Origin of the sequence: Mesorhizobium sp. CO1-1-8 (genome assembly GCF_020164875.1) — a bacterium.
Lineage (GTDB): Bacteria > Pseudomonadota > Alphaproteobacteria > Rhizobiales > Rhizobiaceae > Mesorhizobium.
In genome coordinates this window covers 377,109-388,859 of sequence record NZ_JAIUGZ010000003.1, presented here as the reverse complement: position 1 = coordinate 388,859, position 11,751 = coordinate 377,109, and the positions used below count along the sequence as shown (strand labels likewise).

Annotated in this window: 11 protein-coding genes; 6 read left to right on the top strand and 5 right to left on the bottom strand. The window is 60.0% G+C overall.

The window, feature by feature from the left end; genetic code table 11:
• Positions 1-25 precede the first annotated feature (25 nt).
• Positions 26-376, bottom strand: a complete 351-nt coding sequence (locus LB558_RS08180) for a RidA family protein (RefSeq protein ID WP_224697075.1) — start codon at positions 374-376, stop codon at positions 26-28.
• 54 nt (positions 377-430) lie between these two features.
• Positions 431-1,600 (bottom strand): NAD(P)/FAD-dependent oxidoreductase, encoded by a 1,170-nt coding sequence (locus LB558_RS08175; RefSeq protein WP_224697074.1) that lies wholly within the window; start codon positions 1,598-1,600, stop codon positions 431-433.
• 393 nt (positions 1,601-1,993) lie between these two features.
• Here LB558_RS08175 and LB558_RS08170 point away from each other — a divergent pair, with 393 nt between their 5' ends.
• Both LB558_RS08170 and LB558_RS08165 read left to right on the top strand, forming a co-directional pair.
• Positions 1,994-2,995, top strand: coding sequence for an ornithine cyclodeaminase family protein (locus LB558_RS08170; protein ID WP_224697073.1), 1,002 nt, complete (start codon positions 1,994-1,996; stop codon positions 2,993-2,995).
• Between the two features lie 4 nt (positions 2,996-2,999).
• Positions 3,000-4,142 carry an aminotransferase class V-fold PLP-dependent enzyme gene (locus LB558_RS08165; RefSeq protein WP_224697072.1) on the top strand — a complete coding sequence of 381 codons (1,143 nt, stop codon included), beginning with the start codon at positions 3,000-3,002 and terminating at the stop codon, positions 4,140-4,142.
• Between the two features lie 43 nt (positions 4,143-4,185).
• Here LB558_RS08165 and LB558_RS08160 read toward each other — a convergent pair whose 3' ends face one another.
• Both LB558_RS08160 and LB558_RS08155 read right to left on the bottom strand, forming a co-directional pair.
• On the bottom strand, positions 4,186-5,157 hold the full coding sequence (locus LB558_RS08160) for a LysR substrate-binding domain-containing protein (RefSeq protein ID WP_224697071.1): 972 nt from the start codon (positions 5,155-5,157) through the stop codon (positions 4,186-4,188).
• A 146-nt stretch (positions 5,158-5,303) separates the two neighbouring features.
• On the bottom strand, positions 5,304-6,638 hold the full coding sequence (locus LB558_RS08155; protein ID WP_224697070.1) for an amidase: 1,335 nt from the start codon (positions 6,636-6,638) through the stop codon (positions 5,304-5,306).
• Between the two features lie 385 nt (positions 6,639-7,023).
• Here LB558_RS08155 and LB558_RS08150 point away from each other — a divergent pair, with 385 nt between their 5' ends.
• The 4 genes from LB558_RS08150 to LB558_RS08135 all read left to right on the top strand — a co-directional run bounded on the left by LB558_RS08150 (position 7,024) and on the right by LB558_RS08135 (position 10,806).
• Positions 7,024-7,809 (top strand): transporter substrate-binding domain-containing protein, encoded by a 786-nt coding sequence (locus tag LB558_RS08150; RefSeq protein ID WP_224697069.1) that lies wholly within the window; start codon positions 7,024-7,026, stop codon positions 7,807-7,809.
• Positions 7,810-7,881: 72 nt separating this feature from the next.
• Positions 7,882-8,604: an ABC transporter permease gene (locus LB558_RS08145; RefSeq protein WP_224697068.1), complete on the top strand. Its 723-nt coding sequence runs from the start codon at positions 7,882-7,884 to the stop codon at positions 8,602-8,604.
• Between the two features lies 1 nt (position 8,605).
• On the top strand, positions 8,606-9,292 hold the full coding sequence (locus tag LB558_RS08140; RefSeq protein ID WP_224697067.1) for an ABC transporter permease: 687 nt from the start codon (positions 8,606-8,608) through the stop codon (positions 9,290-9,292).
• Between the two features lie 497 nt (positions 9,293-9,789).
• On the top strand, positions 9,790-10,806 hold the full coding sequence (locus tag LB558_RS08135) for an SMEK domain-containing protein (RefSeq protein WP_224697066.1): 1,017 nt from the start codon (positions 9,790-9,792) through the stop codon (positions 10,804-10,806).
• Positions 10,807-11,046: 240 nt separating this feature from the next.
• On the opposite strand, the gene LB558_RS08130 is transcribed toward LB558_RS08135, so the two are convergent.
• Entirely contained in the window at positions 11,047-11,742 is a 696-nt protein-coding gene (locus tag LB558_RS08130) for a DJ-1/PfpI family protein (RefSeq protein ID WP_224697065.1), read from the bottom strand.
• Positions 11,743-11,751: the final 9 nt, after the last annotated feature.

Genomic DNA, 11,751 nt, shown 5'->3' with positions numbered 1-11,751 from the left:
CTGAGTTGAACGAAGCGCGAACCTGTCAGATCGCGGCAGTGAGCTGTATCTCGACAAGAATTTCGTGCAGCGCGAAGTTCGCTCCCACAGTGGCACGCGCTGGCGGCTCGGCGCCATCGAGCCACTTTATCCAAGCCTTGTTCATCGCGTCGAAGTCCTTGACATCCCGCAACCAGATCTGCGCGAACAGCAGCTTTGATCTGTCCGCACCGACGCTGCGCAGAAGAGCATCCGCATTTTTCAAAATCTGCTTCGTCTGGTTGGACGTGTCGGTGTTCTTGTCGTCGGCGGTCAGGCCGGATAGGTACGCAGTTCCGTTGTGAACGACGATCCGGCTGAGCCGGTCGTTTATCTCGAATCTCTCAATTTTCGGCATAGTCAGGCTCCTTGATTCGTTGCCTGAACGAAGGTCGCGGTCCGTTCAGGGAGGTCAGGCATGCGCAACGGTGGAGCGTTGAGCGTTCACCTGGAAGAACCGCTGCGGGCGGAACATCTCCATCTCGTCGTGGATCTTGCCACGCACGACCTCGTCGGCGACGACCCTGCCCAACTGCGGCCCGATCGTCACGCCACTATGCGTCACCGCCATATAGTGGCCGGTGATGTCAGGCATCGTGCCGGCACAGGTGTAACCATCCTCCGGATACGGTCGCACAGTTGTGCGGATGGCTTCCACGCCTGCCGACTGCAGAGAAGGCAGGACCTTGCTAGCAGCCTCCAACAATGTTGCCGCCTCGTGACCAGTGGGGTTAAGCGTCTCCGGCTTCTTGAGGGTCAGGTCCACCGAGACCTTGTGAATCATGATACGACCCGCCCCGTCGGGACGGATATCCAGATCGTCCGCGTGCAGCTGGCTTCGAAGCGTCAATGCCACCGGTGGAGTGAAGGCGAGCACGCCAATGGTCGAAGAGAGCGGGATACCCTGGGCGTCGCCGAGCCTCTGACTGGACCAGCCGCCCGTGCAGTTCACGACAGCGTCAGCACGATATCGCTCGCCGTTTGCTGTGCGAACCGCCCGCACACGCCCACCTCCGGCTTCGATCTCGGTCACGCGTGAGTTGACGTTCAGTTGCGCCCCCCAACGCTCCTTCGCTGCCCTGAGAAGCCAGGCGGAGTACAGGACTGGATCAACCCAGCCTTCTTCCGGGTAATATGAGATCGGATAATCGCCCATGGCCGATACATCGATATCGGGCTCCATCTCGGCGACGAGCTTCTTGTCGATCCACTCGACGCCGTAGCCCCATTCCTTCATCTGGCGGAAGTTCTCGAAATAGTCGTCCATGGATTCCGAAGCCGTCCGCCAATCGAAACTGCCGGTCTGGGTGAACCAGGGCGCAACGCCGAAGTCGCGCTTGAGCTCAAGATGGGCGCGCATACCTGCGACGTTCAGATCGAAATAGGGCCGGGGGCGTTTGGTCGTCGCATTTGTCCAGGCGAAGCTTACCGCCGACGTACCTCCCGCTATCCTTCCGGCCTCCAGCACGACGACATTTGCGCCTGCCTTGGCGCATTCATAAGCGGCAGAGCTACCGACGATGCCGGAACCGATGATGACTACGCGCATATAGAAAACCTCCAACGAATTCGTCTTGCTCATGCCAATCGGTGCGTTGATGTTGGCGAGCTAAAATCCTCGATGCCGCCGTTTGCAAAGCGACGACCGGGATGGATATGCGTTCTGACACTGCCAGATGCGGCGATATTACTTTTGCGTTGGCGGATACATCACCGCTGTTAACAAGCGCGGCATCCGATGCTGCGTGAAAACATTGCAACGGGTGGCAATCGCGGTCAATTGAACTGGCCGCTGCCGTTAATGGCCAAAAGTTATGAACCGCGCTCGCTTCGAGCCGATGGATGCGGTGCATGATCGGACATGGGCAACTTCTCGTCCGAAGTTATGAAATTCGTAGTCATCGGCGCCCAAGAGCAATGCTACGCTTTGCAAAGCCGGGCGCAGACGGGGTGACGGAAGGGAAGAGACTGCAAGGTGAACGCCGAGACGGATTTCCTGCTGATCGACAAGAATGCAATCCGGCAGGTCCTGACCCTGCCTCAGGTGATCGAGGCGACCGAGGCGGCGCTCCGCAAGACCTCAAATGGCATGGCCCACCAGCAAATCAGGCGCACGCTCGAGCTTCCTGGGGCGGCCGGGAGTTGCCTGTCGCTCATGTATGCCGCGCTGGACGACCTGCCGCTGTTCGGGGCCAAAGTGCTTTCGGTATTTCCCGACAATTTTGCCCACGGGCTCGCGTCTCACCGCGGCGGTGTGTTCCTGTTCGACAAGAATCATGGGCGCCCTGTTGCCTTGATCGACGGAGGAGAGCTCACGGCGTGGCGGACAGCGGCGGCCAGTGCTGCCGCCACGAGAGCGCTTTCGCGCCCAGACAGCTCCACGCTGACCGTGTTCGGCTATGGCGAGCAGGCGCGCCGGCATGTCGAGGCAATCGCCTATGTGCGCCCGATCCGCGTGATCCATGTCTGGGGTCGTGATTTTGCAAAGGCACAGCGCCTTGTCGAAGATCTGTCAACATCCGGCTTCGAGGCGAAGGCGCATCACGACGCTCGCGAAGCCGTTCGCGGGGCAGACATCATCTGCACGACGACATCTTCCGAAGAGCCGGTGCTGTTCGGTGAATGGTTGCCGCAGGGCGTACATATAAACGCTGTCGGAGCAAGCGTGGCCTCATGCCGCGAGATCGACTTTGAATGCGTGCGCAGAGCGCGAATCTGGGTGGACTATCTGCCCATGGCGCTCGCCGCCGCGGGGGAACTGATCGAAGCAATAGAGGGTGGCAAAATCAACCGCGACCATATTCGCGGCGAAATCGGCGAGGTCCTTGCCGGCACACAGCCTGGCCGTACCAGCGACGCAGACATCACGCTTTATCGATCCCTTGGCGTTCCCGCCCAGGACATCGAACTCGCCAATCTTGTCTATGCCTTTGCCCGAGAATCCGGGCTCGGAACGTCAATCGATTTCAGGTTGTGACGCCATGTTGAGCTGCCAGCGCGATCTCTTCACGCTTACTCGCGAGACGGCTTATCTTGACGCCGCCTATATGTCGCCGATTCCAATAGCCGCCATTGCGGCCGGAGAGGCTGGCGTCAGGGTGAAGGCCGAACCCTGGAAGATGACCATTGCATCCTACTATGACGAGGTGGAGCAGGCGCGCCAGCTTGCCGCCTCGATGGTGGGGGCCAATGCCGACGACATCGCCATCGTGGCCGCCACCAGTTACGGCATGGCAATCGCTGCCGCCAATGTCCCGGTCCCGGCCGGTTCGGCGATCCTTCTCATGGAGAACGAACACACCTCGCATCGCTATGTCTGGTACGATCTTGCAGATCGCGCCGGGGCTTTTGTGGACATCGTTCCGCAACCTGCCGACGGCGACTGGACCGGCGCGATCGTATCGGCGATCCGGAACTCGGATCGTCCTGTCGGGGTTGTCGCGGGCACCTTGGTCCACTGGTTCGAAGGGATGGCGATCGACTTGGAGGCAGTGGCGGTCGCGGCGCGGATAGCAGGAGCTGCCCTTGTCGTCGACGGCACCCAGTGGGTTGGTGCGGTGCCCTTCGATGTCAATCGCGTCCGGCCGGATTTTCTGGTCTTTGCCACCTACAAGTTCCTGCTTGGCCCCTATCGCCTCGCATTCCTCTACGCCGACCCCCGCTGGCACGAAGAGGGGCGCACGCTCGAGCATCATTCATGGAACCGGCTGGGCGGAGACAAATCCGACTTCTACAAGGTGCCGGTGGCGGCGTTTCTTCCCGGCGCGCGGCGGTTCGATATGGGGGAACGTTCCGATTTCGCGGTTCTGCCTATTGCTATCGCCGCCATGAGGCTGATCCACGGATGGTCCGTCGAAAGCGTGTTCGAGCGCCTTCGTTTCCTCAATGACTTCGTCTGGGCCCAGGCGGAAAGCCGAGGGCTGGAGGTGGCGCGCCCACGACTGCCGACGCCTCACATCTCGATCCTCGATCTCGGCGACCGGCTGGCGACGAATGCGGCGCAGGAGCTGAAGTGCGCGAATGTTCACGTCACGCTGCGCGGCACGAAAATGCGCGTGTCGCCGCATGTCTACAATGACGAAGAGGATATCGTTCGCCTGTTTCAGAGCCTGCCGCTCCGCTAGGCTCGGGCGAGCACCCTCGCTCCAACCTGAACAGGATCTGGCTCTACCTCGTTCCCAAGGCGGATATTCCAGCGTCGACGCCGTTCATGAAGCTTCGCGTGGTCTGGATGAGATGCTCCGTGAAGGCGTCCGCGGCCGTCGATGCGATGACACCCCACGGCCGGTATACGCTCAGGTTCAGATCGAGATGCGGCCGGAAGTCCCTGATTTCGATCGGCAGGTCGCGGGCCATCCAGGCGGAAAGCCGGTCGACGACCGTCACGCCGGCGCCGGATGCAGCGAGCGCGATGCAGGCGCCGGACAGGCTGGCCTCCACTTTAAGCTGGCGGCTGATCCCGCGTTTGTCGCAGAGGGCATCAAGTTGCCGCCGCATCGGATCGGCCGACCCCATCGAGATGAAATCGAGACCGTCGAGATCGTCCGCCTGGATGACTTCGAGCTGAGACAGCGGATGGCCCGCCGGCATCACGCATACGGGCGGCGTTGCGGTCAGCGCGCGCCTGACGATCGAGGGATTCTCTTCCGATGCCGTGACGCCAATGCCGATGTCGAGCTGATTGCGGCCTGCCCGCTGGACCACCGTCGCGGAGCTTCGGATATCCAGCGAAATGGAGACGGATGGATGCTGTTTTGAGAAGCTCGTTATGATCGAAGGCAGGATCGTGGAACCGAATGCAGGGAGCGCGCAGATGTTCAGTCTGCCGCTGCGCAGTTCGCGGATCTCCCTTGCAGCCCGCGAGATGCCGCGGGCGGATTCGAAAACACGCTGCACCTCGGCATAGAGCATGTGCGCTTCGGGAGTAGGGATCAATCGCTGCCGGCTTTTCCTGAAAAGCTGGAAATCCGCTTTCTCGGTGAGGTGCTGGAGCATTTTGCTGACAGCAGGCTGCGTGATGTCCAGGGCGTCCGCCGCCTTGGTCGTCGTCCCATGCAGCATCACGGAAGCGAAAACCTCGATCTCTCGAGGTGTAAACTCTGCCTCCTTCGGAACCGAGTCCCTTTCACCAACCTTCATGGGCGCTCACCTCGCCTCCTCGATAATCGCCGACAAGCCAATCATGGCGCCGCCGATGTTAACGGGCCGCACCCAAGGTTCCAAGAGGTGAACGAATGAAGTTTATTCCTCAGAGTTATGAACTTAGCGATCCTATGGAGGACGCTTCAGCGGCTCGCCAGCACATCGGCGAGTTGGAGCAAGGCGGCATCCTGGCCGGGGAGAGCGGCAAGCTGTATGGATACCGGAAGCTCGTTTGGCACCCGCAGCGGCATCGCCAAAGCCGGCACGCCGAGCATATTCGCCCAGCGGCGAAATCGACCGCCGGCCATTCCCCATGGCACCATTTCTCCGTTCACTCGTGTGAGTTCGTCGGACAGCCGAGGCGCCGATCCGGGAGCTGTCGGAATGGCCAAGGCATCCACGCCTGCCATTTTCTCCAGAAATTGCCCTCGGACATTGTATCGGATCTCGACAGCTTCGTCGTAGGCGTCCGCACTGATGCGAAGGCCGTCCTGGAGGAAGGCGAGAACCGCATCGCCGACCAGATCCGGGCTCTCCTCGATAGGATCACGATAGATTTGCGCAAATTCACATTGCAGGATCGTCATGCCGGCGGCAACGAATGCCTCCCTGTCGTCGAAGGCGATTTCTATCGCGCGGACCTTCGGATGGTTGAGCATCGCGGCTAACGCAGTCTCGACGGTGTCGTCGACAGCAGCGCCAATGAGTTCCGGGCAGACCCCGATCGTGATGCTGTTCGTCGATCTATCGTCCCTGTGAGCGTTCCCTGGCAGGCTGAGCCGCTTTCCGGCCAGCGTCTCGGTCACCACGCGAACGTCGCTCACCGAGCGCGCGAGAACGCCGACGCAGTCCAGCGACGGCGCCGTGCTCATGACGCCTTTGGAACCTATCAAACCGTTTGTCGGCTTATAACCGAACAATCCCGTCGCAGCGGCCGGAGATCGGTTTGAACCACCAGTGTCCGTGCCGATCGCTGCCGCGCAAAAGCCGGCGGCCACCGCCGCAGCCGATCCGCTGCTCGTGCCGCCAGTTCCCAGGCTTTCGTCAAGCGGGTTGGCGACCTTGCCGTACCAGGGATTGTCGTGTCCGCCGACGCAAAGCTCATGAAGGTTGGTCTTGCCGATGATGATCGCGCCTGCCGCTTGCAGCTTAGCCACGCAGGCCGCTGTGTGCTGGACGACGCGGTTGCCAAACAGACGCGATCCAGCAGTCGTCGGCCAATTCTCTACGTCGAAAACATCTTTGATGGCGATTGGCACGCCATGCAGAGGGCCGCGCCTGTGACCTGATTGAATTTCGTCTCTGGCGCGTAGCGCCGCATCGAGGGCGCCAGCTTCGTCAACGAAGATCATCGCCCTGATTTGTTCGTTCAAATCGTGGATACGTTCGAGGCAGCCCTCGACGATCTTGACCGGCGACAGGCCGGCCGCGATTTTGCCGCTCGTCTCCTCGATAGACCCGCAAGTACCGCTCTTCATATGGCAACCCCAAGGGACAGCAGACGCTCAACGATGACACAGTCGGGATTTAGCCGACAGGCCTGAGCCTATTTCTTGGCGGATGGGACTGGCCCGGAAAACTCATAGTCTCGATCCCCCAGGCGGGATGGCCGTGGATTTATTTTGCGGTTCATGGCTCCGGCCTGATCCATGTCCCAGGCCCTTTCGCCGTCATAACTATTGGTGATGAACCCCATGGGAGAGAGCATTAGATCGGCTCGATTTGAACTGTTAGCGTTTCCGAACACTGCCTGGAAGACGGTCACCTGAACGGGATGGCCTTGTCCGCTTCAACGGGGAGTACTGAGCGGTCGTCCATCAATTGCGCAAGCACAAGTGCACACCAACAAAAAGGGGAATAACCATGAAAAAGCTTGCAGTCGTAGTCTCATTGATCGCGGCCGTCTTTGGCGCCGCCGGCCCCTCCTCGGCAGCCGACGACGTCATCCGCTTCGGGGTCGCCGCCGAGCCATACGCCCCCTTCTCGGTCAAGGATGCAAGCGGCACTTGGCAAGGCTGGGAGATCGACCTGATGAATGCCGTTTGCACTGAGATGAAGGCGAAGTGCGAGATCGTCGACATCGCCTGGGACGGTATCATTCCAGCGCTGCTGGCCAAAAAGTTCGACGTCATCTGGAGTTCCATGTCGATCACGGACAAGCGCAAGGAGGTGATCGACTTCACCGACAAGTATTATTATTCGCCCAACGTCCTTGTCGGCGCCAAGGCGGACACGCGGCAATTCGATGTGACCAAGCCTGACACATTCAAGGGCGTCACCGTGGCGGCACAGAGTGCTAGTCTGCAGGCGACGTACATGCAGGACAAGTTCAACGGCATTGCCGACGTGAGGGTTTATCCGACACTCGACGACGAAATCGCCGACATCCAGGCGGGGCGGGTGGATCTCATGGCGGCGGCGGGTATCCAGATCCAGGATTTCCTGAAGAAGCCGGAAGGCCAGGCCTATGAAATCAAGGTGACGCTGCCGCATGAGAAGATGTTTGGCTACGGCGACGGCGGCGGCGTGCGCAAGGAAGATACAGCTCTGAGAGACCGCCTCAACGCCGCGCTCAAGGCTGTAAAGGCCAGCGGCGAGTACGACACGATCACCAAGCGGTATTTCGATTTCGATATTTACGGCGACTGATCATCTGGTTCAGGCCTTGGGCCGGCCACTTTATCGCGGCCGACCCGTCGACCTTGAACTGGAGCTCGCCTCATGAACCCGAGAGTGTCTTGGCTGACCCTGCTCAGCTTCGGAGACAAGGGCTGGGGCGACGAATTGCTTCTCGGCGCCTGCCTGAGCCTTGGTATTTCGATCAGCGCCTATCTCGTCGGCCTGGCTCTCGGCCTTACCGGTGCGGTGGCCAAGATTTCAAACAATCGGGTGGCTGGCTCGATGGCCGGCGCCTATACGACAATCATCCGGTCCGTGCCGGATATTCTCATCATTTTTCTCGTCTACTATACCGCGACCGACGCGCTGCGCTGGGTCATGAGCCTTATGGGGCTGACTTCCCAATTTCAGATCAACGGATTTGTCGCGGCGGCTTTGTCGCTTGGGGTCGTGCAGGGCGGCTACAGCACGGAGGTCCTGCGTGGTGCGATCCTCGCCATCCCGCGAGGACAGATCGAGGCCGCCCATGCACTCGGTTTGACACGTCGCCAGACATTCTTACTGGTGACGTTGCCGCAGATGGTCCCCCTGGCACTCCCAGGCCTCGGCAATTTGTGGCTGGTCGTCCTGAAGGAAAGCTCGCTGGTCAGCCTCATCGGTTTTACCGAGCTCGTTCTCGCCGGCAAAATGGCTGCGGGCGCAACGCACGATTACTTCGTGTTCTATTGCGCGATCGCATTCTTGTTTCTCGTGATGTCAGGCTTGTCGGCGATGCTTTTTCAGGCCGTGGAAACTGCCACTGCCAATCCCGGAAGGCGAAAATAGCGTGACAGAGTTCGAGGGATATCTCGTCAGCCAACTCCTGGCAGGCATTCAGACGACCATTGTCCTGTTTATCGGCTGCGCGGTGGTCGGCAATTTGCTTGCGATCCCGATTGCGCTGGCTCGTTTGTCCAGCAGGCGATGGGTGCGCTATCCAGCGGACGCCTTCACCCTTGCATTTCGGGGCACCCCGCTCCTCGTCCAGCTTTACCTCTGCTACTACGGCGTCGGCCAGATCCTCGCCGGCATCCCTACCGTCCGATACAGCCCGATGTGGCCAATCTTGCGGGGCGCCTCCTGCTATGCGTTTTTCGTCCTGTCCTTGAACACAGCGGCTTACTGCAGCGAGATTTGGAGAGGCGCGATACGGTCAATCCCGGAAGGGCAGCGCGAGGCCGGCCAGTCGCTTGGCCTTTCAAAAACACAGATCATGACTTCGGTGCTCCTGCCGCAGGCTTTCCGGTTGGCGCTACCGGCGATCGGCGGGCAGAATATCCTGCTCTTGAAGGGGACCGCGCTCGCGTCGACGATCACCGTCTTCGAGCTTATGGGTGCGGCAAACCTCGTTCGTGCGCAGACTTTTCGGGTCTATGAGCCTCTGTTCGCCGCTGCTCTAGGATATTTCCTGCTAGCTGTATTGGTGACGAGCGGCTTCGGTTTTTTCGAGAGACGGCTTGCTCGGCGGTATTAACTGGAACCGTCTACTACGCCCGTCCCATGGACGATTTGCTGCCGAGGCCAGCGGCTTGAGCCTTCGCCAATGTTAGCTAACGACCTGAGGCTGGCGAAATATTTTGGCTGAACCGATCAGTGTCGCTCCCTGGTACCTTCCGGACTGGGATGCTTTCTACTATGAATCCCCCGTTACCATGTAAACGACTCGTCCAGCGGGTTGGCGGCAAGATGTCTCTTGTCGAGCAATCGCGGAATTGAACTTTAGAGATCAGGCGCAATCCTGCTGGGCTGCTTTTGGCAGGAACGGGCCGGAAGCTGATGGTCAGCTTCCGGAGTGTCACGAGTGCAAGCGCACGTTCCTTGGTCGACCGTCACCAAACGAAATAGGGCGTTGCCGGAGCTGGTCTGTAGCTGGCCTTGTTGGCAGGCCCCACCCTTTTACCGGCCTTTCGTTTGGCCAACGCGGCTCGGGCTGGTACGAGAAGCCGCCGGTTGCCGAGGGACGCGGAACACATGATCACTAGGGGCTACCTGATCGGCGAGATCGTCGACAACCTGACTGCCGTGCGAGCCGACGTCGAGCAGCGTGCTAGGCTCGGCCTGACCGATCTCAACAAGTTCAGTGAGGACTTCTTCAAGTTTATTCTAAACAAAACTTACGGCTACGACCTGAGGAGCCTCAACGCCGATCGGAGCAACGAGCCGGGCCTGGACCTTGGCGACAGAAAGCAGCGCGTGGCCTTCCAGGTCACCTCCAGGGCGAATAAGGAAAAGATCGAGACGACCTACGCCAAAATTACAGACGAGCAGCGGCAGCAGTACGATGACATCCGCTTCTTCGTCGTGGGATGGAAGCAGAACTCTGTGTCGCTCGACGAAAGTCTTCGCGAAGCCGTGGGGTTTGACCTCAAGACGACCGTCGTCGATCTCAACGACCTTTTAATGGCCATCGTGCCTCTCGAGATCGACCAGCTTCGCGAGGTCTACGACTACGTGTCCAAAGAGACGGTGCGCATCCGCGCCGAGCTCGAGGTCCCCGACGAGGACGGGCGGTACAAGACGACCTTGGCCGACAAACTGGAGAAGCGCCAAAGCCCACAAATCTCCGATTGCGTACGCTTTCAGGGCCCCCACAGCGAGGTGCTCGGAAAAACCGCGACCGAGGTGCGGGCCGATATTGAGACGATGTCGCGGCATTTGCAGAGGCTGCCACGTCTAACCCGCGAGTTCCTCGCCTATATGGTGGAGCGCGCCGAAGAGAACGATGGTGACGAGGGCTGGCGTATCAACGCCGACAAGCTCCAGAGGCTTACGGCCGGCCACGGTGGAACTGACGGCGACATCCGAATCCTAAGGGAGGACGGATACATCTGGCTTACTGATCCCGAAGACGAGACGGGAGCGGTCTACTGGCGGATCAATCTGCGTTCAAACATCGACTACCTCGACAACATTTTGGGTTCCTACGTCGAGCAGGGCCACACGACCTGGCAGAAAATAATTGTCTCGATCGATTTCAGCGACCTCTGAAACATCCGACCTGCTGAAGCGTTAGGTCTGCCGCACTCGAAGTCTTTTCGTCATTTCGGAGCGGTTCGTCCAATCATCGCATTGTGCGCCGGAGCGACCGTTGAAGGCGAGCATCATAGACGCCCCTCCCGCTTGCAGTCTGCCGCTTCCTATTCTCACCGACCCGCGGGGGCCGCCGGCGCCTCACGGTCCTCTCTATGGCGATCAATAGCATGGGCGAAAGGGCTAACTGCGAGAGCGTCACTCCACGGTTCCAAAGGCGATACCAAATCGCTCGGCAAAGCGCTTCGCGGTCGCTTGTCGGCGGGCGAGCAGTTCCGCAGCGGCGGCTCTTGCCGCGGCCAGGACTGCCGGAGGTGCACTCTCCGGCGTGCCACTATGGAATGGCGGCTCTGGCGCATAAGCGATTTCGAGTTGGATCCTTTGCGCGACATCGGGACCGCACAGGTCCGCCGCCAAGGTAAGCGCACCGTCAATCCCTGCCGTGACGCCCGCTGCAAATATGAACTTCCCATCTTCGACGACACGCTTGTCAACCGCCGTCGCCCCGAACAGCGGGAGCAGGGCATGCGAGGCCCAATGGGTCGTTGCGTGACGCCCTCGCAGGAGACCAGCTCCGCCGAGGATCAAAGCACCAGTGCAGACCGAAAACACTTTTGTAGCGCCCGACGCCTGCGCACGAAGCCATTCGTGCAGTGCCTCGTTATCCATCAGCGCCTCCTGACCGGGGCCGCCTGGAATATGTAGCACGTCGAGCTGCGGTGCATCGTGAATGGTTGCGTCTGGAGAAAACCGCAAACCCATGATGTCGCGAACGGGATCCGCGGTGAGGCCGTAAAGTCGGTGCTCTGCGTTCGGGAGCCGTGACAGGACTTCAAACGGGCCGGTCATATCGATCTGGTCCAGTTTTTCGAAAAGCAGCGAACCGATCTTCATCCAACCTCC